This is a genomic window from Actinomadura spongiicola, assembly GCF_003432485.1.
Lineage (GTDB): Bacteria > Actinomycetota > Actinomycetes > Streptosporangiales > Streptosporangiaceae > Spirillospora > Spirillospora spongiicola.
Genome location: NZ_QVNQ01000005.1, coordinates 325231 through 348916 on the forward strand (window position 1 = coordinate 325231; position 23686 = coordinate 348916).

17 protein-coding genes are annotated in these 23686 nt (G+C 73.5%); 4 read left to right on the forward strand and 13 right to left on the reverse strand.

The genetic code is table 11. From position 1 onward, the window contains the following. Positions 1–116: 116 nt before the first annotated feature. Entirely contained in the window at positions 117–2954 is a 2838-nt protein-coding gene (gene uvrA / locus D0T12_RS17995) for an excinuclease ABC subunit UvrA (protein ID WP_117400753.1), read from the reverse strand. Positions 2955–3233: 279 nt separating this feature from the next. Here uvrA and D0T12_RS18000 point away from each other — a divergent pair, with 279 nt between their 5' ends. Beyond that, complete coding sequence (locus tag D0T12_RS18000; protein WP_158581525.1) at positions 3234–3980, forward strand: maleylpyruvate isomerase family mycothiol-dependent enzyme; 747 nt, start codon at positions 3234–3236, stop codon at positions 3978–3980. 25 nt (positions 3981–4005) lie between these two features. Here D0T12_RS18000 and D0T12_RS18005 read toward each other — a convergent pair whose 3' ends face one another. The 3 genes from D0T12_RS18005 to D0T12_RS18015 form a co-directional block, all read right to left on the reverse strand. Then, positions 4006–4701 (reverse strand): Crp/Fnr family transcriptional regulator, encoded by a 696-nt coding sequence (locus tag D0T12_RS18005; RefSeq protein WP_117400755.1) that lies wholly within the window; start codon positions 4699–4701, stop codon positions 4006–4008. Between the two features lie 95 nt (positions 4702–4796). Continuing rightward, the gene (locus D0T12_RS18010) at positions 4797–8666 is read right to left on the reverse strand and encodes a tetratricopeptide repeat protein (protein ID WP_117400756.1); all 3870 of its coding nucleotides are present in this window, start codon (positions 8664–8666) and stop codon (positions 4797–4799) included. A gap of 4 nt (positions 8667–8670) precedes the next feature. Then, the gene (locus D0T12_RS18015) at positions 8671–9162 is read right to left on the reverse strand and encodes a hypothetical protein (RefSeq protein WP_147339538.1); all 492 of its coding nucleotides are present in this window, start codon (positions 9160–9162) and stop codon (positions 8671–8673) included. Positions 9163–9349: 187 nt separating this feature from the next. Here D0T12_RS18015 and D0T12_RS18020 point away from each other — a divergent pair, with 187 nt between their 5' ends. The 3 genes from D0T12_RS18020 (at position 9350) to D0T12_RS18030 (ending at position 11156) form a co-directional block, all read left to right on the forward strand. Then, positions 9350–10015 carry an MBL fold metallo-hydrolase gene (locus D0T12_RS18020; RefSeq protein ID WP_117401093.1) on the forward strand — a complete coding sequence of 222 codons (666 nt, stop codon included), beginning with the start codon at positions 9350–9352 and terminating at the stop codon, positions 10013–10015. A 116-nt stretch (positions 10016–10131) separates the two neighbouring features. Continuing rightward, on the forward strand, positions 10132–10689 hold the full coding sequence (locus D0T12_RS18025; protein WP_233526145.1) for an ATP-binding protein: 558 nt from the start codon (positions 10132–10134) through the stop codon (positions 10687–10689). A 128-nt stretch (positions 10690–10817) separates the two neighbouring features. After that, positions 10818–11156, forward strand: coding sequence for a hypothetical protein (locus D0T12_RS18030; RefSeq protein WP_117400758.1), 339 nt, complete (start codon positions 10818–10820; stop codon positions 11154–11156). 4 nt (positions 11157–11160) lie between these two features. Here the strand turns inward: D0T12_RS18030 and D0T12_RS18035 are convergent, their stop codons facing one another. The 9 genes from D0T12_RS18035 to D0T12_RS18075 all read right to left on the reverse strand — a co-directional run bounded on the left by D0T12_RS18035 (position 11161) and on the right by D0T12_RS18075 (position 23644). Continuing rightward, entirely contained in the window at positions 11161–13350 is a 2190-nt protein-coding gene (locus D0T12_RS18035; RefSeq protein ID WP_117400759.1) for an acyl-CoA dehydrogenase, read from the reverse strand. Positions 13351–13430: 80 nt separating this feature from the next. Continuing rightward, the gene (locus D0T12_RS18040; protein ID WP_117400760.1) at positions 13431–14456 is read right to left on the reverse strand and encodes a TerC/Alx family metal homeostasis membrane protein; all 1026 of its coding nucleotides are present in this window, start codon (positions 14454–14456) and stop codon (positions 13431–13433) included. Positions 14457–14654: 198 nt separating this feature from the next. Further along, a complete protein-coding gene (locus tag D0T12_RS18045) occupies positions 14655–15875 on the reverse strand; it encodes a glycosyltransferase family 4 protein (protein WP_199487523.1) in 1221 nt (406 codons plus the stop codon). Then, positions 15868–17511: a murein biosynthesis integral membrane protein MurJ gene (gene murJ / locus D0T12_RS18050; RefSeq protein WP_117400761.1), complete on the reverse strand. Its 1644-nt coding sequence runs from the start codon at positions 17509–17511 to the stop codon at positions 15868–15870. Before murJ ends, D0T12_RS18045 begins: the two co-directional genes overlap by 8 nt. Before the next feature lie 43 nt (positions 17512–17554). After that, entirely contained in the window at positions 17555–18583 is a 1029-nt protein-coding gene (locus D0T12_RS18055; RefSeq protein ID WP_233526146.1) for a hypothetical protein, read from the reverse strand. 5 nt (positions 18584–18588) lie between these two features. Next, complete coding sequence (locus tag D0T12_RS18060; protein WP_117400762.1) at positions 18589–19545, reverse strand: copper transporter; 957 nt, start codon at positions 19543–19545, stop codon at positions 18589–18591. After that, entirely contained in the window at positions 19542–20789 is a 1248-nt protein-coding gene (gene steA, locus D0T12_RS18065) for a putative cytokinetic ring protein SteA (RefSeq protein WP_407642091.1), read from the reverse strand. Before steA ends, D0T12_RS18060 begins: the two co-directional genes overlap by 4 nt. Before the next feature lie 110 nt (positions 20790–20899). Then, entirely contained in the window at positions 20900–22606 is a 1707-nt protein-coding gene (recN, locus tag D0T12_RS18070) for a DNA repair protein RecN (protein WP_117401096.1), read from the reverse strand. A gap of 57 nt (positions 22607–22663) precedes the next feature. Then, the gene (locus tag D0T12_RS18075; RefSeq protein ID WP_117400764.1) at positions 22664–23644 is read right to left on the reverse strand and encodes an NAD kinase; all 981 of its coding nucleotides are present in this window, start codon (positions 23642–23644) and stop codon (positions 22664–22666) included. Positions 23645–23686 lie beyond the last annotated feature (42 nt).

Genomic DNA, 23686 nt, shown 5'->3' on the forward strand with positions numbered 1-23686 from the left:
GGGAGGGGCCTATCGGCGCCTTTGTCCTGCTCTCTTCACTCTCTCTTCACCGCACGCGCCCGGCGGAGCGGCGGTCCGGCGAACCGCGGGCGTTTCTCCGCCCGGACCCACGGGGGTCACGAGAGGATCTTGCCGAGGAACGTGCCGGTGTGGCTGGCCTCCACCTCGGCGATGTCCTCGGGCGTGCCCGCGGCCACGACGGTACCGCCCCGGGAGCCTCCCTCGGGACCCATATCGATGATCCAGTCGGCGGTTTTGATGACGTCCAGGTTGTGCTCGATGACGATCACCGTGTTGCCCTTGTCGACCAGCCCGTTCAGGACGCCGAGAAGCCTGCGGATGTCCTCGAAGTGCAAGCCGGTGGTCGGCTCGTCCAACACGTACACGGTCCGGCCGGTGGAGCGTTTCTGCAGCTCGGACGCCAGTTTGACGCGCTGGGCCTCACCGCCCGACAGGGTCGGGGCGGGCTGGCCGAGCCGGACGTAGCCGAGCCCGACGTCGTTCAGCGTCTTCAGATGCCGGTGGATCGCCGTGACCGGCTCGAAGAACGTCGTGGCCTGCTCGATCGGCATGTCGAGCACCTCGGAGATCGTCTTGCCCTTGTAGTGGACCTCCAGGGTCTCCCGGTTGTAGCGGGCGCCGTGGCAGACCTCGCAGGGGACGTAGACGTCCGGCAGGAAGTTCATCTCGATCTTGATGGTGCCGTCGCCGGAACAGTTCTCGCAGCGTCCGCCCTTGACGTTGAAGGAGAAGCGGCCCGGCTGGTAGCCGCGCACCTTCGCCTCAGTGGTCTGCGCGAACAGCTTCCGGATGTGGTCGAACACGCCGGTGTAGGTCGCCGGGTTCGAGCGCGGCGTGCGGCCGATCGGCGACTGGTCGACGTGGACGACCTTGTCGAGGTGGTCGATGCCGTTGACGCGCTTGTGCTTGCCGGGGACGGTCCTCGCCCCGTTCAGCTTCTTGGCGAGCGCGTTGTAGAGGATGTCGTTGACGAGCGTGGACTTGCCGGACCCCGACACGCCGGTCACGGCGGTGAGGACGCCGAGGGGGAACGACACGTCCACGTCGCGGAGGTTGTTCTGCTGGGCGCCCTTGACGGTGACCTCGCGGCCCCGCGTCCGGGGACGGCGGATCTCCGGGACGGCGATCTCGCGGCGTCCCGCCAGGTAGGCCCCGGTGAGGGAGCGCTCGGAGTTCTTCAGGTCCTCGACGGTGCCGGACACGACGATCTCGCCGCCGTGCTCACCGGCGCGGGGGCCGATGTCGACGATCCAGTCGGCGGCGGCGATGGTGTCCTCGTCGTGCTCGACGACGATCAGCGTGTTGCCCATGTCGCGGAGCCGGAGCAGCGTCTCCAGCAGCCGGTGGTTGTCGCGCTGGTGCAGGCCGATGGACGGCTCGTCCAGCACGTACAGGACGCCGACGAGCCCGGAGCCGATCTGCGTCGCCAGCCGGATGCGCTGCGCCTCACCGCCCGCGAGCGTCGCGGACGCCCGGTCGAGGGTGAGGTAGTCGAGGCCGACGTCCAGCAGGAAGCCGAGCCGGGCGTTGATCTCCTTGAGGACGCGTTCGGCGATGTGCCGCTCCCGCTCGTTCAGCTCCATCGCCAGCAGGAACTTCGCGGCCTCCCCGATCGGCATCGCCGCGACCTCGGCGATCGACCGTCCGCCCATGGTGACGGCGAGCACCACCGGCTTCAGCCGGGCGCCCTGGCACGTCGGGCACGGGATCTCCCGCATGTAGCCCTCGTACCGCTCCCGGCTGGAGTCGCTCTCGGACTCGGCGTGCCGCCGCTGGATGTAGGGGATCACGCCCTCGTAGGCCGTGTAGTACGAGCGCGTCCGGCCGTAGCGGTTCTTGTACCGCACGTGGACCTGGGTCTCGTGCCCGTTCAGGATTGCCTTGCGGGCCTTGGCGGGCAGCTTCTCCCAAGGCGTATTGAGGTCGAAGCCCATCGCGTCGCCGAGGGCGGACAGCAGCCGCAGGAAGTAGTCGCTCACGTGGCCGTTCGACCACGGCTGGATCGCCCCCTCGCCGAGGGTCAGCTCCATGTCGGGGACGAGGAGTTCCGGGTCGACCTCCATGCGGGTGCCGAGGCCGGTGCAGTCGGGGCAGGCGCCGTAGGGCGAGTTGAACGAGAACGACCGCGGCTCCAGCTCCTCGAACGACAGGTCGTCGTAGGGGCAGTAGAGATGCTCGGAGTACATCCGGGTGCGGTGCTCGTCGTCCTCCGGCAGGTCGACGAAGTCGAGGACGATCGTGCCGCCCGCGAGCCCGAGCGCGGTCTCCACCGAGTCGGCGAGCCGCTGCCGCGCCGAGTCCTTCACCGAGAGCCGGTCGACCACGACGGAGATGTCGTGCTTCTCCTGCTTCTTCAGCTTGGGCGGGTCGTCCAGGCGGACCATCCGACCGTCGACCAGGGCCCGCGAGTATCCCTTGGCCTGGAGCTCGCGGAACAGCTCCAGGTACTCGCCCTTGCGCCCGCGGATCACGGGCGCGAGCACCTGGAAGCGGGTGCCGGGCTCCAGCTCCAGCACCCGGTCGACGATCTGCTGCGGCGCCTGCCTGCTGATCGGCCGGCCGCAGTCGGGGCAGTGCGGGTGCCCGATCCGCGCGTAGAGCAACCGCAGGTAGTCGTACACCTCAGTGATCGTCCCGACCGTGGACCGCGGGTTCTTGCTGGTCGACTTCTGGTCGATCGACACCGCCGGGGACAGGCCCTCGATGAAGTCGACGTCGGGCTTGTCCATCTGGCCGAGGAACTGGCGGGCGTAGGCCGACAGCGACTCCACGTAGCGCCGCTGGCCCTCCGCGAAGATCGTGTCGAAGGCCAGGCTCGACTTCCCGGAACCCGACAGACCGGTGAACACGATCAGGGAGTCCCGCGGGAGGTCGAGCGAGACGTCCTTCAGGTTGTGCTCGCGTGCTCCACGCACGATGAGTCGGTCATGCACGGCGTTGTTCCGGTTCCTCTTCTGGGGCGCGGCGATGGGGAGAGACAGATCCGTCTCAAGGCTAGCCAGGGGGTGCGACAGAATCCCCCTGCCGGAATCCCCAAGGCCATAACAGCGGCGCTCGCCGCCGCATTTCACGATGCTCCCGCCCGTCCGGACGGCACTCTCGCACCGTACACGTGTTCGAACACCACTTGCCACCGGAACACCCGGACCGTCTGTGGCACGCCGCGGGCGCGTGCGACAGGATGGAGGCCCCACGGCGTCGAGGAGGAGCGCATGGACTGGCGTGAGGTCATCGATGAGCTGGAGGCGGGCGTGGAGCGAATCGTCGGCACGCTGTCGGGGCTCGGTGACCAGGACATGCGCGCCCCGTCCGGGCTGCCCGGATGGAGCCGCGGCCACGTGGCCACGCACATCGCCCGCAACGCCGACTCGCTGTGGAACCTGCTCGAATCGGCGCGGACGGGCGTGGAGATCCCGCAGTACCCGAGCCTGGACGCCCGCAACGCCGACCTGGACGCGGGCGCCGGGCGGAGCCGTGACGAGCTGGCCGAGGACGTCCGCGCGACCGCGGCGCGGTTCGTCGAGGCGGCGCGGGCGCTGCCCGAGGAGACCTGGAACGTGCCGGTGAAGTCCATGTTGGGCTGGCCGCACCCCGCCTGGTACACGCTGTACCGACGCTGGCACGAGGTGGAGGCGCACCATGTCGACCTCGCCGCCGGGTACGGGCCCGCCGACTGGCCCGAGCCCTACGTCCGGTGGGCGCTGGGCAGCACCCTGACCGACATCGCGGCGCTGCCGGAGGGCAGGCGCGGCGAGCTGGACGGGCTCCGGATCACCGCCACCGACTACGGCGAGTCCGCCGACCTCGGCTGGACGCCCGGCGGACCGGAGGCGTCCGGGTCGGGGCGGGCGCTGCTCGGCTGGCTGAGCGGCCGCAGCGACGGCGTGGGCGTGTCCCTGCGCCCGGACGGCCCGCTGCCCGTGCCGCCGCCGTGGCCGCACGAGCCCACCGGGTTCTGACCCCCCGCCCTCCCCCGCCGTACTGTCAGTCGTCGCCCGCGAGGCGGTGCAGGGCGTCCACCGAGCGGACGACGATCGCGTTGCGGGCGACGGTGATCCCGCCGCGGACGGGTTCGGCGGCGAGGATCTGCGCGACCTTGCGGCGGCCCATCCCGGCCCAGCGTCCGAGGTCCTGCTGGGAGAGGGGCACCTGGATCTGGACGCCGCCCTCGTCGGTCACGGCGTCCGGCCGCTCCGCCTTGACGGGAGAGCCGAACCGCGACGCCAGGCGCAGCAGCCGGGTCGCGAGGCGGCGTTCGGGGTCGTCGGGGAAGTGCGCGGTCCGCAGGTCGTTGGAGTCGCGCAGCCGCTCGGCGAGGACGGCGGCGACGGCCCACACCGCGCCTGGATGGCCGTCCAGGACGTGCCGGAACCGCGCGGCGGGCAGCACGAGCGCCTCCACCCGGGTCAGCGCCTCGACGTTGGCGTGCCGGACGCCGCCGTCCGCGGCCTCCAGCTCCCCCACCAGGTCGCCGGGTCCGAGGACGTCGAGGACGGCCATGTCGCCGGCGCGGTCCGCCCACACCCGCACCGCGCCGGAGCGCAGCACGAACACCTGCGACGCGCGGGTGTGCTCGCGCATCAGGAACGCGCCGGGTCTGATCACCACCGGGGCGCCCGCCCGCAGCAGTGCGTCCCGGGCGCGGACGGGCAGCGCGTCCCAGAACCGCGTGCTCTCCATCTCGCCTCCTCGCCGCCAGGGTCCAGTGAACGCGGCGCTGCGTCGATGGACTACGTCTTATGCCACATCTCGGGGTCTTTGTCAGGGGTCGTGTGTCACATGTCGAGGGATCGATCCGATGCGAGCCAGCTGTCGAGGGCGCGGACGCGGCGGACGCAGTCGTCGGCCGCGTCCCGGTCGCCGAGCGCGAGATGGGAGTCGCGCAGCAGTTCCAGGGCCCGCCGCAGTCCTCGCTGGTCGTCCATGTCGCGGCGGGTGACGATCTCGGCGTTGACGTGCTCGACCGCGCGGGCGTGCTTGCCGAGCAGCTGCGACGCGCGGGCCATGGTGTGCAGGGCGTACGCCTGCTCGCGGGTGTCGCCGAGTTCGGTGGCGAGGTCGAGGGCGCGCCGTCCGGTCTCCAGGGCCTCGTCGGCGTGGCCGAGGTCGAGGTGGATGGCGGCCAGATGGACCAGCGCGGTGCCCTCGGAGTGCCGGTCGCCGACCTCGCCGAGGTAGCGCAGGGCCTCCAACTCCCGTGCCAGGGCCTCCTGCGGGCGGCCGGCGCGGCGGAGCACGGCGGCGAGGGTGTCCTTCCCGACGCCGAGGCCGTACCAGTCGCCACTGTCCTCGCGGATGCGCAGCGCCTGCCGCGCGGCGCGTTCGGCGTCCTCGGGCAGGCCGAGCCGCGAGTAGGTGCGGGCGAGGCTGCCGAGCGTCCCGGCCATGCCGCCCTGCGCGCCGAGCCGGTGCCACAGGTCGAGGGCCTCCAGGCCGAGGACGAACGCCTCCTGGTGGCGGCCGAGGCGGCGCATGACGACCGACAGGTGCTCCAGGTCGTGGGCCTCGCCGTGCTGGTCGCCGATCTCGCGGCGGATCTCCAGGGCCCGCAGCAGATGCTCGCGCGACTCCCGGTACCGGCCAAGGCGCCAGTGGACGATCCCGATCTGGGCGAGGGCCTCCGCCTCGCCGTGCCGGTCGCTGGTGTCGCGGTGCAGGCGCAGCGCCTGACCGCAGTAGGTGAAGGCCTCCACGAAGTTCGCGGCGTCGCACATCAGCATGCCGAGCGTGGTGAGCGCCCGGGCCTCGCCGTGGCGCGCGCCGAGGGCCCGGTAGGTGCGCAGGGCCTGTTCGGCGTCCTTGCGGGCCATGTCGCGCAGGCCGAGCACGGCGTTCATCCGCGCCAGCTCCGTCAGGGCCTGCGCGGCGCCGTGCATGTCGGCGAGTTCCTGCCGGATGTAGAGGGCCTCCAGCGCGTGCGAGACCGCCTCGTGGACGCTGCCCTGCCGCCGGTGCACCTGCGCGACCGTGAGAAGGGTCTCGGCCACGCCCGGCTGGTCGTCGATCCGGCGCCGAACGCCGAGCGCCTCGGCCGCGTGGTCCAGCGCCCGCTCGTAGTCGCCGAGGCCCAGGTGGGCCCGGGCGAGGGTGTCGTGGCCTCGGGCGATCCCGGCGTCCGCGCCGCCGCCCCCGCCTTCCGCCTCCTCGCGCAGGTTCGCGTGGATGGCCAGGGAGCGGCGCGCACGTTCGATCCCCGTCAGGTAGCGGCCGAGCGCCAGGTGCACGTCGGCGAGGGTGGCGAGGGTGACGGCCTCCCCGTACCGGTCGGGCGGGTCGACGGCCCGGAACCCGCGCCGGGCGTCCTCCCCGTACCCGATGGCCTGCACGGAGTCGCCGAGCTCGAAGTGCGCCGTGGCGAGGTTGTGCAGCATGACGGCGGCCGCCGCCCAGTCCTCCTCGGCGCGGGCGGCGTGCAGGCCCGCCTGGTGCACGGCGATGTTGTCCTCGCTGTAGCGCCGGAACTCCTGGAAGTCGAAGAGGGCGTCGGCGAGTTCCCAGCACGTGCGGTGCAGGCCGAGCCGGGCGGCCTGGTGGACGGCGGCGACGAGGTTGCGGCGCTCGGACTCGAACCAGGCGAGCCCGGTGGCGCGCTCGGCGGCGCCCGCCGGGCGGCTGCGCGCCTCCCCCCGGTGCACGGCGGGCCGGGGCCGCACCGCCAGCGCCGCCCCGGCCGCGCGGGCCTCGGCGAGGTAGCCGGCCAGCAGCCGCCGCTGCGCCGTCAGCAGCTCGCCGTCGGAGTCCTCCCGCAGCCCGCGCTCGCGGGCGAAGTCGCGCAGCAGGTCGTGCATCCGGTAGCGGCCGGGCCCGACGTCCTGGACGAGGTAGGCCTGCCGGAGGCCCTCCAGGCATTCGCGGGCGTCGGCGACCGTGCGGTCCTGGAGGGCGGCGAGCGCGGCGGGCGTGAAGTCGGGGCCGGTGACGAGGCCGAGCCTGCGGAACGCCTCCCGCTGGTCGCCGCGCAGGCTGCGGTAGGCGACGTCGAACGTCGGGCTGAGCACGGCCTGCAGGCCCGGCCCGGACGCGCCGTGCGCCGCGCCCTCGCTCAGCCCCGCGCCCGTCAGGCCCGGCCCGTACGGCGGCGCGTCCTGCGCGTCCCGCGCCGCCAGCTCCCGGACGGTCGCGGCGATGGACTCGCCGGGGTTCTCGGCGAGCCGTCCCGCCATGACGCCGAGCGCCAGCGGCAGGTGCCCGCACTCGCGGGCGAGCCGCTCGATCGCCCGGTGCTCGTCGCGGACGCGGGCGTCGCCCGGCCCGAGCACGCCCGCGATGAGGTCGACGGCCTCCTGCGTCGCCATCTCCCGCAGTTCCAGCGTCCGGATGTCGGCGCCCTCCAGGAGCGCCGGCAGCCGCCGCCGGCTCGTGACGACCACCAGCCCGGACGTCGCAGCGGCCAGCAGCGGCCGGATCTGCTCGGGCCGTGAGGCGTTGTCGAGGATCAGCAGCATCCGCCGGTCGGCCAGCAGCGACCGGCACTGCGCCTCCAGCTCCGCGGCGGCCCGGGGCAGCTGGTCGCCGGGCACGCCCGCGGCGCGCAGCACCTGCCCCATCGCCTCCGCCGGGGTGACGGGGTTGCGGCGGGTGCCGCGCAGGTCGGCGAACAGGACGCCGTCCGGGAACCGGTCGACGACCCGGTGCGCCCAGTGCAGCGCCAGCGTCGTCTTCCCGACGCCGGCCATGCCCTGGACGATCACGGCGCGCGGCCATTCGGACTGGCCCACCAGCAGGTCCAGCTTGCCGAGGCTGACGGCCCGGCCCGCGAAGTAGGGGTTGTCGGCGGGCAGCAGAACCTGCGGCGGGCTCTGGAGGCGGACCGGTTCGCGCGCCGCGATCCCGGCGCCGGTCGTGGGTTCGGGCCGTTCCCGACCGGGTTCGCGTTCGGCGGCGGGCCACTCGTCGCCCCAGGGGCTCGCGGCGCGGCGCAGCCGTTCGGTGTCGAGGACGGTCAGCGGCCGCGGCCTGCTGTCGAGGATCCCGCGGGCGCGCCACAGCCGGAACCATCGCACCAGCGTCTCCCGCGAGATGCCCGACCAGTTCGCCAGCTCCGCCTGGCTGAGCTTCAGCGGGATTCGCGTCCCCTGCCCGGGGGCGGGCTCGCCGAACCGGTGCGCCAGCTCCAGCAGGTGATAGGCGAGGCGCTGTGGATGGTCGGCGGCCCGGACGGCGTGCCGGCGCCCGCCGTAGGTGACGCTCTCGGAGATGGCGTGCATCATCGCCTCGGCGACCTGCGGGCTGGCCGCGAGCAGGCTGCGGAACTTGCGGCGGTCGACGCGCAGCGCCGCGACATGGTCGAGCGCGGCGACCGTGCCGCGCTGCGGATGCCCCCACGGGCCGAGGACGCCGACGATGTCCCCGGCCCCGAACAGGTCGATGATCGACTCGTCGCCGTCGCTGGAGTCGACGAACTCCTTGGCGACCGCGTTGCTCGCGGCGCGCGGCGACGCCTTGAACACCACGTACACGGCGGGCGCGACCGACCCCTGGTGGCACAGCATCCCGCCGGGCGGGATGTCGGTGCGCCGCCCCATGGCGCGCAGGGCCTGCCGGTCGGTGGGGGCGAGCCGCTCCCAGAAGCTGCCGCGCCGGACGTCCAGGCTGAACCGGGTGGCGTGGGGGGCCGTCCCGCCGGAGAGCACGTCGTCGATCACCCGGTCACCCTCCCGCCATCGCCGCCGCCAGCGTCCAGAACAGGAACAGCACCGAGGTGGCCGCCGCCCACGCGACGGCCTGCCAGGACAGCTCGCCGCAGCGGTGCGCCGCCGACAGCAGCCGCCGCAGCTCCCCGTCGCGGACCCGGTCGTCCAGCGCGACCGCGGACCCGAACGGCGTCCACGGCACGCCCGGGTCGACCGGGGAGCCGGTGCGGCCGCGGACCTCGGCGAGCACCGACACCAGCGTCCGCCGCGACCGGACCGCGTACGACGCCGAGATCACGAACGCCGTGGCCAGCACGGGGAGCAGCGCCAGCGCCGCGAGGCCGGGGACGCCCGCCGCCAGCCGGGACACGGTCCCGGCCAGGACCAGGGCGAGGAACACCGCCGCGATGGCCGAGTCCCGGCCGCAGAGCCGGACCAGGGTGCAGGCGTGCCCGAGGATGTCCTCCGGCGTCTCCCTGTCCGGTCCGGGGCGGAATGAGGTAACCAACCCTTCACCGTCCTCACTCACCTGATCTTCCAATGACCATGGTGCGCCCACAAGTCGGACGTGTCCGTCCACGAGCGCACGGTTCGGCTGCGTCTGGTGACTCATTCGGCCCTCGTACCGGATCTCGCGGAGATCACGGTGGCCGATGCTGGAAGATGGTCAGCGCAACGATCGACGGGAGGACTCCTTGACCTACACCGGCAACGTCGACGTCGGCGGCCGTCCCGACGTCCGGGAACTGCCCGGCCTGACGGTCACGAAGGTGGCGGTCGGCCCGTACGACAACAACGCCTACATCCTGCGCTGCGCCGCCACCGGCGAGCAGCTGCTCATCGACGCGGCCAACGAGGCGTCCCGCCTGCTGGAACTGATCGGGGACGGGCCGCTCGCGCGGATCGTCACCACGCACCGCCACCAGGACCACTGGAAGGCGCTGAGCGAGGTGGTCCGCGCCACCAGCGCGCCCGTCGTGGCCCATCCCCGCGACGCCGAGGCGCTGCCCGAGCCGGTCGCCGAGCCGGTCGAGCACGGCGACACCGTCCAGGTGGGCGACGCGACCCTGGAGGTCATCCACCTGCGCGGCCACACGCCCGGCTCGATCGCGCTGCTGTACGACGCCGGGGGCGAACTGGCCGACCGTCCGCACCTGTTCACCGGCGACAGCCTGTTCCCCGGCGGCGTCGGCAACACGTGGGGCGACCCGACGCGTTTCACGCGGTTGCTCTCGGACGTCGAGGAACGCGTCTTCGACCGGCTCCCGGACGCCACCTGGTTCTACCCGGGTCACGGCAAGGACTCCACGCTCGGTCGCGAGCGTCCCTCGCTTCCCGAATGGCGCTCGCGCGGTTGGTGATCCCCGCCTCCCGTACGGAACATCGGGTCACGGGTGTTCGTTGCTTCAACCACACTTCGGGCCGATACCAGGAGAAGACCATCCACGAACTCCAAGCGGTGGACCCGGGACCTGTCTTGAGTTACCCGGCGGGCTCCCTGGTCCTCGTCGCCGGGCTTCCGGGGGCGGGCAAGACGACCCTCCTCGACCGCCTGTACGACCTGGACGGGGACGAGACGCTCCCCGTCCCGGCGGGCGACGTCCGGGTGATCGACTCCCGCCAGGCCCGCAACTGGTGGTCCCGGGGCCTGCGCTTCCTGCCCGCGCGGGTCCGCACGCCGCTCATCCACACCACCCATGTGTGGCGGATCGCCCGCGCGATCATCGCGGGCCACGGCGTCGTCGCGCACACCCGCGGCACCTGGCCGCACATCCTGCACTTCTTCGCGTGGCTGACCCGGCGGCGCGGCAACCGGCTCCACCTCATCCTTCTCGACGTGGACCCGTCCACCGCCCGCGCCGGGCAGATCGCCCGCGGCCGCGTCGTCACCGCCGCGACGTTCGCCCGGCACTGCCGCCGCTGGCAGCCGCTCGTCGACCGCGCCCGTGGCGGCGACCCGCTCCCGCCCGCGTCCGGCGTCACCGTCCTGGACCGCGACGCCGCCGACAAGCTGCGGACCATCCACTTCACCTGACCCACTTCACCTGCTACACGCCATCTGACGGTGTACCGCCCGTCCCGGCGTTGCTACCTACGGGGTACATGAGGGTTCGTTCCGGTGGATGAGGCGTTCCGGGGGCACGTTCGCCTATAAACGAAATCATGACGATGCCACGACTGCCGCGCGAGGATCTGACCGCGGCGATGGCGGCCAGGCGGGAGCTCGGCCCCGACTACGACGACGCCTTCATCGAGACGGTCGTGGACCGCATCCAGGAGGCCCTCGACACGCGTACCCCCGCGGCCGCGCCCCGGGCCCGTCCGGCGGCGGAGCCCGCACGCGGCCGGCAGGACCACAGCCTCGCGATGGCGGTGGTGTCGCTGCTGGCCGCCATCCCGCTGAGCGCCATCGCCGTCGTCAACGCGGGTCTGCCGGGCCTGATGTTCGCGTTGCTGGCGATCGTCCTGGTGAACGTCACCTACACGTTCCGGCCGCGCTGACCGCTCACCCGCCCGGCTCGGGGTCGCGGGGCAGGCCGAGGAGGCGCTCGGCGATGATGTTGAGCTGGACCTCGGTGGTGCCGCCGTAGATGGTCATCGCGCGGCTGAACAGCGTGGCACGTGCCAATACGCCGCTCTCGGCGAGCGGCACCTCGGTCGCGGCGGCGACGCCCTGCGCGGCCCAGCAGTGGTCGGCGACGTCCTGGTTGAACTGCACGCCGAGGAGTTTGCGGACGCTGGCCTCCGCGCCCGGCTCCATGCCGCTCAGCCGCTTGAGCGTGGTGCGCAGCGCGAGCAGGTCGATCGCCTGGCCGCGGGCCACGAGCCCGCCCGCGTCGACCATCGCGACGGCGTCGAGGTCGCGGCCCCGGAGGAACTTCAGCAGCTCGGGAACGCCCATGCCCAGCGCGCCGCCGGTCGACAGCGACACCCGCTCGTTGGACAGAGTGTGCCGCGCGACCTCCCAGCCCTTGTTCACCTCGCCGACGACGCGGTCGTCCGGGACGAACACACCGTCGAGGAACACCTCGTTGAACAGGGCGTCTCCGGTCAGCTCGCGCAGCGGCCGGACGTCCACCCCCGGGGACCTCATGTCGACCAGGAAGTAGGTGATGCCGTCGTGCTTGGGGGCGCGCGGGTCGGTCCGGGCGATGCAGAAGCCCCACTCGGCATGCTGGGCGAACGACGTCCAGATCTTCTGGCCGGTGAGCCGCCAGCCGCCGTCGACCCGCTCGGCCCGCATCGCCAGTGACGCGAGGTCGGATCCCGCGCCGGGCTCGGAGAACAGCTGGCACCAGGTGATGTTCCCGCGCAGGGTCGGGCGCAGGAACGTCTCCTTCTGCTCTTCGGTCCCGTACCGGACGAGGGAGGGGACCAGCCACCGACCGATCGCCAGGTTCGGTCCCTTGATCCCGGCGGCCTTCAGTTCCTGCTGGATGAGGATCTGCTCGACGGGCCCGGCCGCCCGACCCCACGGCTCGGGCAGGTGCGGAGCGGTCCACCCCTCGTCGCCCAGTCTCCGGTGCAACTCGGCCTTGTCGTCGATGGCGGCCAACGCCGCGATCTCGGCGCGGACGCGCTCGCGGAGCGGCCGGAACTCATCGTCCAGTTCCAGGACGACCTCGCGGCGGCCGCCGTCCAGCGCGAGCGCCGCGACCCTGGCCGCCCAGTCCGCGGACGGTCCGAGCAGTGACCGCAGCGTCATGGCGCGGCGCAGGTAGATGTGCGCGTCGTGCTCCCAGGTGAAGCCGATGCCGCCGAGGATCTGGATGGCGTCGCGAGCGGTCCGCACGCCCGCGTCGGCGGCGACGACGGCGGCGACCGCGGCCGCGAAACCGGCGTCGGGGGCGTCCTCGTCCAGGGCGCGGGCGGCGTCCCACGCGGCGGCGCGGGCCTGCTCCAGCGCGGTGAGGGCGCGGGCGGCCTTGTGCTTGACGCCCTGGAACTGCCCGATCGGACGGCCGAACTGCTCGCGGACCTTCGCGTACTCGGCCGCTGTCGTCACCAGCCACCCGGCGAGGCCCGCCGCCTCGGCGCCGAACAGGGCGGCGGCGATGTCCCGGACGCGCCCGGCGGGGACGCCGTCGAGCACGCGGTCGGCGGCGACGGTGAGATCGGCGGCCTCGACCGCGGCGACGCGGCGGGTCCTGTCCAGGCTCACGACGGGCGTGACCGTGACGTCCGCGGCGTCGACGGCGACCCACCGCTCACCGCCGTCCACCGGCAGCACGATCACGTCGGCGAGCGCCGCGCCGAGGACCGTCTCCGCCGTTCCGGACACGACGAGCGCGTCGCCGTCGCCGCGGGCGGTCAGCGTCCCGTCCAGCGCGACGGCGCCGGTCGCGGACCCGTCGGCGAGCGAGGGCAGCAGCTCCCCGCGCGCCTTCGCGTCGCCGGACGCGTCGATCACGGCGCTCGCGAGGACGGTCGGCAGGAACGGGCCCGGCGCGGCGGCCCGGCCCAGTTCCTCCAGCGCGACCGCCAGTTCCAACAGACCGTAGCCCTGGCCGCCGTGCTCCTCGCCGAGGTGCAGCCCGAGCAGGCCCTGACCCGCAAGGGCAGGCCAGAACCCGGGCCGGGCCTCCTCGTCCGCGTCCATCGCCGCCCGGACGGTCGTCGCCGGAATGTGCCGCTCGGCGAAGCCGCGGACCGCGTCCGCGAGCGCCTCGTGTTCCTCGGTCAGCCCCATGCCCATGCGTAGGCCCCTTCCCTCCCCGCACCGCTGAGCGACATTCTAGAACAGGATTCGGTTATGGGAAGGCACGCTTCACGCGGTCACGCGTCGCGTGTCGCGGCGGCGTCCGTGGCGGCGTCCGCGTCCGCGGCGTCGACGGCGTCGTTCGAGGTCGACGTGCCGGCGGCGGGCGTCCGCCTCCCGGCGGCGAGGCTGGCGACCGTGGTCGCGGCGAGCGTCCCGGCGATCACTCCGAGGGACACCCAGATCGGGATGTCCGGAGCCCAGGAGACGCCGTACTCGTGCAGCGCGTGCAGGACCAGCTTCACGCCGATGAAGCCGAGGATGAACGCCAGACCGTGCCCGAGGTAGACCAGGCGGTCGGTGAGCCCGCCGAGCAGGAAGTACAGCTGGACGAGCCCCATCAGCGCGAACGCGTTGGCGGTGAACACCAGGTACGGCTCGGTGGTCAGCCCGAAGATCGCGGGAATGGAGTCCAGCGCGAACAGCACGTCCGTGGACCCGATCGCGATCATGACGATGGCGAGGGGTGTGAAGTGCCGGCGCCCGCCACGCCTCGTGGTGAACCGGGACCCGTCGTACTCCTCGGACGTCGGGATGATCCGCTTGGCCCACCGCAGCAGCGCGTTCTCCTTGAACTCGTCCTCGTCGTCGCCGCGGACGAGACCGATCGCCGTCCAGATGAGGAACGCGCCGAAGATGAAGAACACCCAGGTGAACGTGGAGATCGCCGCGGCGCCGACCGCGATGAACAGGCCGCGCAGCAGCAACGCGATCACGATGCCCGCCATCAGCACGGTGTGCTGGGCGTGCTTCGGCACGGCGAACCGGGCCAGGATCACCATGAACACGAACAGGTTGTCGACGCTGAGGCTCTTCTCGGTGACGAAGCCGCCGAAGTACTCCCCGGCGTACCGCCCGCCGGCGAACAGCCAGACCCCGACTCCGAACAGCACGGCGAGGCCGATGTAGACGGCCGACCAGAACGCGGCGCGCCGCGTCGTGAACTCCCGCGTGTCGTTGCGGTGGATGAGGAACAGGTCGGCGGCGATGACGGCGAGGATCGCCGCGATCGTGAGCCCCCAGACCAGGGGTGAGACGGACAAGGCGGTGACCTCCAGCGGACACGGAAGAGCGCCGGAGGTCTCTCCCGCCCCGGGCGACGGGTGCTCGCCTGCGGGGCCGCGGAACCCGGGTCGGTACGGACCGACCGTATTGACGGGAACCGTGTGTGGGGATACTCCCCTCCATTACCTCCTTCAACGCGGAAGGGTCGGCACAGGTTCCCCACCTGGAGAAATTCGTCAGCGGCGGGCGGGAACCAGTTCCCGATAGACGTCCGCGAGCTGGTCCACGGCGTCGTCCTCGCCGGGCAGCAGGGCCGAACGCCGCGCGGCGGCCGACGCCAGCCGGGTCGCGAGCGCCGGATCGTCCAGGACGCGGCTCACCGCGCGGTCCAGCGCGTCCGGATCACCCGGCGGGACCAGCAGCGCCGCCTCGCTCTCCGGACCCTGCAACAGCGGCCCCGCGCCGGCCGCGGCGGCGGGACGCTCGTCCGCGCCGACCATGCCGGGAATCCCGCCGACGCGGGTGGCGACGAGCGGCCGTCCCGCACGCAGGATCTCCTGGACGACCAGCGGCTGCCCCTCCCACACGCTCGGGACGACCGCCACGTCCGACGCGGCCAGCAGCCCGGCGATGTCCGACCGGCGCCCGAGCAGCCGGACGGGCAGGTCCTCGGCCTCGATCCGGGCGCGCAGCTCCTCCTCCAGCGGACCGTCACCGACGATGGCGACGAGCGGCGGCGGGGTGCGTCCCGTCCAGGCGCGCGACGCGTCCAGCAGCGTCGGCAGGCCCTTCTGCTCGGCGAGCCGCGCGACCGTGAGCACCAGCGGCCGCTCCCCCACGCCCAACTCCGCCCGCAGGTCGGCGCGGACCGCCGGGCCCGGCGGGGCCTGCGGCGCCGGCGCCGGAATGATCGCGTGCCCCACCGACCGGGCGCCGAGATCCCGCATCCGCCGCTCCAGGTCGGGCGACACCGCGAGGACGCGCGCCGCGCCGCGCGCCACGACCCGCTCCAGCCCGGCGTGGACGACGGCCGTCCGGCCGCCCGCGATGAGCGCGTTGTGCAGGGTGACGACCAGCGGCGGCCCGCCCCCCGCGAAACGCAGCGGCCCCGGCGCGATCCGCGCGCACGCCGCCACCGCCAGGGCACCGGCCCGCAGCCCGTGCGCGTGGACGACGTCGGCGCCGCGCAGCAGCCCCCGCAGCCGCGCCACGGCCCTGGCGTCACGCGCCGGGCGGGGCCGGTCCGCGAGGTCGACCTCGGCGAACCGGACGCGCCCGTCACCCGCGCCGGCGAATCCGAACAGCTCCTCGGCCGACGCGGGCCCGCAGACCACCACCTGCGCGCCGCGACCGGCCAGCCGACCGGCGATGGACCGGACGTGCTTCCCGACGCCGCCCGCGACCGTGCCAAGGACGAGCGCGACACGCAGCCCGTCCAGATCCCTGTTGTCAGACATGGCGTGTGACCCTCCGGCTCAGGACGGCCCGCAGGTCACGGCCGTCGATCACGAATGCGATGGCCAGGAAGACCGCGGCGGCGGCGACCGCGGCGAGCAGCCCGGTGCCGACGTCGCGCAGTTCCCCGGCCGCGCCGGGCCCGCCCGTCCCGAGCAGCGCGGCCGTAGCGTATCCGGCGGCGCCGCCCGCCGCACCGCCCGCCAGGCCCGCCGCCAGCGCCCGCGGGATCCCCGCCACCGACGCGGCGCCCCGGGCGCGCAGGAGCGTTCCCAGCAGCAGCGCGCCCGCCACGGTCATCCCGGCGGCGTTGCCCGCGCCGAGCGCCGCGACGACCCACTGCCGGTCGACCGTCCACACGAGCGCGACGTCCGCGACCATCACGACGAGCCAGCCGGTGACGATCGCCGCGGCGCCCATCCGCCCGCGATGGCAGGCGTACAGGACGCGGCCGAGATGCGCGATAAGCCCATATCCGATCAACCCGGGCGCGAACGCGAGCACCGCGTGGGACAGCACCTCCTGCTGGTCCGGGTGACCGGGGTTGAACACCGCGCCGATCGGGACGGCGACGGCCGCGAGCGCCGCCGCGCCCGCGCACGACACCAGGATCACCGCGCGGGTCGTGGACGCGGTGATCCGGTCGAACCGGTCGTTCTCCCCCGCGCCGATCCGGGCGGACAGCAGCGGGAACGCGCTCGTCGCGATCGGCACGGCGAGGATCGCCCACGGCAGCAGGTAGATCGCCCACGCGTACTGGTAGTTGGCGAGCGCGCCGCCCGTGCCCTCGTAGCTGAGCCGGACGACCAGCAGCGCCGACACCTGCTGGGCCGCGACGGTCGCCAGGCCCGCGACCGCGAGCCGCCGCACGCGTGGCGCCACCCCGTCCGGGAAGCGCAGCGTGGGACGCAGCCGGAGCCTCAGCCGCCACGCGGCGATCCCGGCCGTGACCGCCATCGCGACGCCGCCGAACGTGGTCCCGATCGACAGGGTCAGCTCCGCGTCCAGGGGCAGGCCCGCCAGGTCGTTCTCGTACCCGCGGCCGAGCGGCGCGTAGACGACGTACGCGGCGATCACCACGACGCTCGACATCAGCGGCGCCAGCGCGGGCGCGACGAAACGGCGGTGCGACTGCAACAGCCCGTACAGGACGACCGCGACCCCGTACATCACCATCTGCGCCGACATGATCGCGAGCATGGTGGAGCCGACGTCCACGATGTCGCCGCGCGAACAGCCCTTCAGGTCGCCGCCGACGAGCAGCTCCATGATCGGGCGGGAGCCGACCGCCATCAGCGCCGACAGCGGCACCATCAGCAGCACGATCCAGGTGAGCAGCGCCGAGGCGATGTGGCGGACCTGCTCACGGTCGCCGCGTTCGGCGGGCCCCGCGAGGACCGGCACGACCATGCCGGCGAGCGCGCCGCCCGCGACGATCTCGTAGACGATGCTGGGGAACTGCGTCGAGGTGAAGTACGCCTGGCTGAGGCACGACGTGGTGACCGTCTGGGAGAACGCGTAGGTGCGCCCGAATCCGGCCAGCCGCGACAGCACCGTGATGACGGCGATGACGACGGCTGCTCCGGCGAGGCCGCCGGTCAGGCGGCGAAGCGCGGTGGCACGGTTCGGCGGTGACACGCTCGTGAAGGTCTACCGGGGGGACGGGTCGGCGGCGACGCGGCTACGCGGGCGACGGCCGGAACGCGTCGTCGGTGTCGGGCTTGTCCTGTTCGTCGGTGTCGGGTGTGCGCTGTTCGTCTGTCTCGGACGCCGGGCCGGGCGCCGGGACGGGCACGGCGACGGGACGGCGGCCGAGCATGTCGACGCGGTTCAGCACCGGGTTGCCCGCGATCACCTTGGTGAAGCTGACGAACTCGCTGGCCACGTTCAGCCCGGCGATCCCCGCGAGGACGGCGAGGCGCGGCCCGCGTCCGAGCCGGGTCGCGGCGAGGCCGAGCAGGGCGCCGAGCGCGTTGGCGCCGGTGTCACCGAGCATCGCGCGCTCGCCGAGGTCCTCGGGCAGCAGCGCGGCGGCGGCGCCGAGCGGCGCGGCCACGACCGCGGCCCCGGACCGGCTCAGCGCCAGCGGCGCCCCGGTGAGGAGACCGACCTTGACGGCCCGTCCGGGCCGCAGGTCGAACAGGTTCATCAGGTTCGCGCTCCCGGCGATGATCGCGCCGTTGAGCAGCGTGTCGACCGCGCGTCCCGACCGGGACGGGGCGGGCGACCCGGCGATCGCGGCGGCGGCCAGCCCGGTCGCGCCGATGCCGAGGATCTTGACGGAGCCGCTGGTGACCTCGCCGCGGGCCAGCGCCTTCAGATGACCCTTGAAACCCCGGGACGAGGCGGACCCCGCGAGGTCGTCGTACCCGCCGAGCAGCGCGGCGCCGGTGCCCGCGAGCAGCGCGGCGGCGCGGGTCCGGCCCCCGGCGCCGGGCGCGAGCAGCCCGCCCGCGGCGGCGCCCGCGACGAGCGCCGGGCCCTCCAGCAGCGTCACCGGCTCACCGCGGTGGTTGGTGCGGGCCCACACCTCCTCGCCCGGCAGCCCGTTCAGGCCCGGCGGCCGTCGGGTCAGCGCGGCGTAGGCGGCGCGGGCGGCGACGGCGCCGAGCCCCGCCCCCACCAGCAGCCGCCCCGCCCTCGCCGGCCTCGGTGGGGGGGCGACCCCCCACACCCCCCGGAACTGCCGGGGGGAGACGCGTCGTTTCATCTGGGTCACCCGTTCTTCCCCGCCTCGGGCGCGGGCGACGGCGCGTAGCCGCTCGTCCCGGCGCCCGTGCCGTACTGGCCGGACTTGCCGCTCATCTCGTTCTGCAGCGCCAGGATCGTCACGACCTGCCCGGACGCGGAGTCCACCACGTCGATGGCGGAGACCGAGTCCTTGGTGTCGGAGTCACGCAGCGCCGCGATCAGCCCGCCCTCCTGCGCCGAGGTCGGCGGGCCACCGACGACGGTACCGCGCCCGGCGGCGTCGAGTGCGGACGCCAGCGAGATCAGCGCCTTGTTGTCGTCGCCGCCGCCGTCGTAGGCGTACGCGCTGGCGGGCGCGACCATCACGGCGAGGGTCGCGTGCTGCCCCGGCTTGCCGCTGGCGGTGATGTACCCGGCCTGGGTGAAGGCGTTCAGGACGGCGCCGCTCGCGGCGTCCTCCCGTCCGGACTTGGCGGGGTCCTGGGTGACGAGGGCCCCGGCCAGCACCGTGCCCGCCTTGTCGTAGGCGGTGGCGCCCTCCGGGTACTCGACGCCGTCCGGTTTCAGCTGGGTGGCGAGTTCGTCGATCGTGGTGCGCTGGTCGTCGTCCAGGAACTTCTTCTGGACGGTCACGCGCCCGGTGACGGACGCGCCCGCGTCCTTGGCGAGCTCGCCGATCCGGTCGATGCCGTCCTCGCCCGCACCGGGCGTCTCGACGAGCACCAGGGACTGGCCCCGCAGCCGGTTCAGGACGATCTGCGGCGCCAGCACCTGGGCGAACTGCTCCTGCCCGTTCATCCGGTGCTCCAGCTGCCGCTGCTGGTTGCGGGCCTGCTGGGCGGTCTTGGCCGCCGAGTTCGCCTGCTGGCGCAGCGTCTCGCTCACCGAGTCCGACAGGGTGGTGGAGCCGAGCACGATGCCGAGCGCCAGCGCGAGGAAGATCGCGACGATGGAGACGAGGTGGTAACGGAAATCGATCACGTGAAGAGTCCGGTCAACCAGAAGACGAAGGCGTGCCAGCGGTCGGCGAGCAGGGGACTGATGACGTCCCCCGCCGGGGACATGGCGACGGCGGTGACGATGGCGACGACCGCGCCGAGGACGAGGAACAGCAGCGACCAGGTGGAGATACGGCTGCGGTAGAGGCGGCTGACGCCCTTGGCGTCCACGAGCTTGCTGCCGACCCGCAGCCGGGTGAGGAACGTGCTCGCCATCCCGGCGCGGCCCTTGTCGAGGAACTCCACCATGTTGGCGTGGGTGCCGACCGCGACGATGAGCGTGGCGCCCTTGTCGTCGGCGAGCAGCATCGCGATGTCCTCGCTGGTCGCGGTGGCGGGAAACGTCACCGCTTCCTGCCCGAGGTCGTGCACCCGCTTCAGCCCCGGCGCCCGGCCGTCCCGGTAGGCGTGCACGACGATCTCGGCGCCGCAGGTCAGCGCGTCGTCGGACACCGAGTCCATGTCCCCGACGATCATGTCGGGGCGGTAGCCGGCCTCCATCAGCGCGTCGGCGCCGCCGTCCACGCCGATCAGGACGGGACGGTACTCGCGGATGTAGGGCCGCAGCGTGGCGATGTCCTCGCGGTAGTGGTAGCCGCGCACGACGATCAGCGCGTGCCGTCCCGCGAGCTTCGTGGTGACCTCGGGGACGCCGACACCGTCGATGAGCAGGTCGCGCTCGCGTTTGATGTACTCCATCGTGTTGGCGACGAACGCCTCCAACTGGGTCGCGAGCCCGGACTTCGCGTCGGTCAGCGCCGCCAGGACGCTCTCGGGCGTCTGCTCGGTGCCCTTGGCGACGACGTCCTCGCCCTTGTGCGTCACCTTGTGCACGACACGGCCCCGGACGCTGACCTGGTCGCCCTCCTGGAGCCTGGTGAAGATCTCCGGGCCGACGTCGTCCACGAGCGGGATGTCGGCGTCCAGCAGGATCTGCGGCCCGAGGTTCGGGTAGCGGCCCGAGATGCTCGGCGCGACGTTGACGACGGCGCCGACACCGCACGCCACCAGCGCCTCCGCGCTGACCCGGTCGAGGTCGACATGGTCGATCACCGCGATCTCACCGGGCTGCAGGCGCTTGGTGAGATCCTTGGTGCGGCGGTCGAGCCGCACCGTGGCGCTGACACCGGGCGGGCCGTCGTCGCGGGCCAGGCCGAGCGTGAGGACGCGCCTCTTGAGCACGTGCCTGGGCAGCCGGTGGGCCAGCCGGACGCGCCGCTCTGTCATGGGTGACGGCTCGTTCATCACTTGCCATCCTGCCAGAGCACGGGGGCCGATACTGGAAACGGCGAGTGTCCAGGCGTGTCCGTTCGTGTACGCTCTGTATTTTTTGGGTGTCACCGTTCGGCGGACGCCATGGCGAGGAGCTCCTCGGCGTGGGCGCGGCCGAGCTCGGAGTCCTCCAGCCCGGCGAGCATCCGCGACAGTTCCCGCACCCGCCCCTCCTGGTCGAGGGTGGTGACGCCGCTGCGGGTGACGGTGCCGTCGTCGGACTTCTCCACCAGCAGGTGCCGGTCGGCGAACGCCGCGACCTGCGGGAGATGTGTGACGACGATCACCTGGGCGTTGCGGGCCAGCCGCGCCAGCCGCCGTCCGATCTCCACCGCGGCCTTGCCGCCGACGCCCGCGTCGACCTCGTCGAACACGAACGTCGGCACGGGGTCGGCGCCCGCGAACACGACCTCGATCGCGAGCATAACGCGGGACAGCTCACCGCCCGACGCGCCCTTGTGCAGCGGCAGCGGCTTCGCGCCGGGGTGCGGGGCGAGCCGGACCTCCACCTCGTCGACGCCGTGCGGGCCGTAGTCGCCGGTCGGGGTGACGGTGACGGAGACGCGGGCGTGCGGCATCGCCAGCGCGGTCAGCTCCTCCGTGACGGCGTCGGAGAACCGCTCGGCGGCGCGGGCGCGGACCGCGGTCAGCTCCCCCGCCTCGGCGGCGAGCCGCTCGGTCAGCTCGGCGTGCTCGGACCGCAGCTCCTCGATGCGGTCGTCGTCGCCCTCCAGCTCGGCGAGCCGCGCCGCCGACGCCCGCGCCCACTCCAGGACCGCCGCGGCGGTGCCGTCCGGCCCGCCGTACTTGCGGATCAGCGCGGTCACCTCGGCGCGCCGCTCCTGGACGGTCGCGAGCCGCGCCGGGTCGGCGTCCACGGACTCGGCGTAGGACGCGAGGTCGGTGCCGACGTCGGAGACGAGGTACCCCGCCTCGGCGAGCCGGTCGGCGAGCGCCGCGAGCTCCGGGTCGTGGTCACGGACGGCGTCCAAGGCGTTGCGGGCCTGGCCGAGCAGGCTCGTCACGTTCGCCGCCTCGATCGCCGCGGCCGGGTCGCCGAGCAGCGCCTCGTGCGCGGTGTCGGCGGCGCCGCGCAACGCGTCGGCGTGCCCGAGCCGCTCCTCCTCGGCGGCGAGGTCGGCCTCCTCGCCCTCCTTCGGATCGACCTTCTCGATCTCCTCCAGGCCGAAGCGGAGCGCGTCCGCCTCCCGGGCGCGTTCGCGGGCCCGGGTGGTCAGCTCGTCCAGCAGCGCGGTGACCTGCCGGTGCCGCTGGTACGCCTTGGTGTAGGCGCGCATCGGCTTGGTCAGCGCGGCGCCCGCGTAGCGGTCGAGGGCGCCGCGCTGCCGGGACGCCTGAAGCAGCCGCTGCTGGTCGGACTGCCCGTGCACCGCGACCAGGTCGTCGGCGATGGTGATCAGCACGTTCACGGGGACGGACCGGCCGCCGAGGAACGCGCGGGACCGGCCCTCCGCCGACACCGAACGCGTCACGATCAACGCGCCGTCGTCCAGTTCGCCGCCGGACTCCTCCACCCGCTCCACCACGCGGCCGCCGGGATCGACGACGATCCGGCCCTCCACGGTGGCGCGGTCCGCGCCGGGCCTGACCCTCTGCGGGTCGGCGCGGCCGCCGAACAGCAGACCGAGGCTGGTGACCACCATGGTCTTGCCGGCCCCCGTCTCGCCGGTGACGACGTTGAACCCCGGGGACAGGTCGAGCACGGCCTCATCGATCACTCCGAGGCCCTCGATCCGCACCTCATCGACCATCGGGCGCACCAGCGTCACAACCCTCCGCAAACAGATCCCGGATCGCGCCTGTGGAGATTATCCCCTCTGCTCGCCCGGCGCCTCCCCGCCGATCGTCGAGGCGTCCGCGACCTGCGAGTCCTCCAATGGAGGGGTCGGTCGGGCGGGCTGCCTGACCCGGCCGCGCCAGCCCGTGACGGGCAGCCCGAACTTCGTGACGAGGCGGTCGGTGAACGGGGTGAGGTGCAACCGCGCCAGCCGCACCGGCTCGGCGCCGCGCCGGACCTCGACCCGCGCGCCGGGCGGCACGTCGAGGGTGCGGCGCCCGTCGCACCACAGGACGGCGCGGGGCGTGCCGGGCAGCACCTCCACCGCGACCAGCGACCGCGGCGACACCACCAGCGGACGCGCGAACAGCGAATGGGCGCTGATCGGCACGACCAGCATCGCCTCGACCTCCGGCCAGACGACCGGGCCCCCGGCGGAGAACGCGTACGCGGTCGACCCGGTCGGCGTCGCGCACACCACCCCGTCGCAGCCCCAGTTCGACAGGGGCCGGCCGTCGATCTCGGCGACGACCTCCAGCATCCGCTCCCGCTCGGCCTTCTCGATGCTCGCCTCGTTCAGCGCCCACGTGTGGCCGGTGACCGTGCCGTTGAGGCGGACGACGACGTCGACGGTCATCCGCTCCTCGACGTCGTAGCGGCGGGTCACGACCCGGTCGACGGTGGCGGCGAGGTCGTCGCGCTCCGCCTCCGCGAGGAACCCGACATGGCCGAGGTTGACGCCGAGGAGCGGGGTGCCGGCGGTGCGGGTCAGGTCGGCGGCGCGCAGCAGCGTCCCGTCGCCGCCGAGGACCATGACGACCTCGGCGTCCTCGGCCGCGGCCGCGGTGCTGGGCATGACCTCCACGCCCGTGGCGCCGATCTCCTCGGCCTCGCCGTCCAGGACCCGCACGCGGATCCCGGCCTCGCTGAGCCGCTCGACGACGAGATGCGCGCTGCGGATCGCCTCCGGCCGTCCGGTGTGCGCCACGACCAGCACCGATCTCTTGCTCATGCTCTCGCCCCACTCCCCGGCGTTCTCGGGCGTACAGACATC

Coding starts and splice junctions, on each gene's coding strand:
- D0T12_RS18000 (WP_158581525.1), top strand. CDS start 3,234: ATGGACTGGCGTGAGGTCATCGATGAGCTGGAGGCGGGCGTGGAGCGA.
- D0T12_RS18005 (WP_117400755.1), bottom strand. CDS start 4,701: ATGGAGAGCACGCGGTTCTGGGACGCGCTGCCCGTCCGCGCCCGGGAC.
- D0T12_RS18030 (WP_117400758.1), top strand. CDS start 10,818: ATGACGATGCCACGACTGCCGCGCGAGGATCTGACCGCGGCGATGGCG.
- D0T12_RS18035 (WP_117400759.1), bottom strand. CDS start 13,350: ATGGGCATGGGGCTGACCGAGGAACACGAGGCGCTCGCGGACGCGGTC.
- D0T12_RS18045 (WP_199487523.1), bottom strand. CDS start 15,875: ATGTCTGACAACAGGGATCTGGACGGGCTGCGTGTCGCGCTCGTCCTT.
- D0T12_RS18055 (WP_233526146.1), bottom strand. CDS start 18,583: ATGAAACGACGCGTCTCCCCCCGGCAGTTCCGGGGGGTGTGGGGGGTC.
- steA (WP_407642091.1), bottom strand. CDS start 20,789: ATGACAGAGCGGCGCGTCCGGCTGGCCCACCGGCTGCCCAGGCACGTG.
- recN (WP_117401096.1), bottom strand. CDS start 22,606: ATGGTCGATGAGGTGCGGATCGAGGGCCTCGGAGTGATCGATGAGGCC.
- D0T12_RS18075 (WP_117400764.1), bottom strand. CDS start 23,644: ATGAGCAAGAGATCGGTGCTGGTCGTGGCGCACACCGGACGGCCGGAG.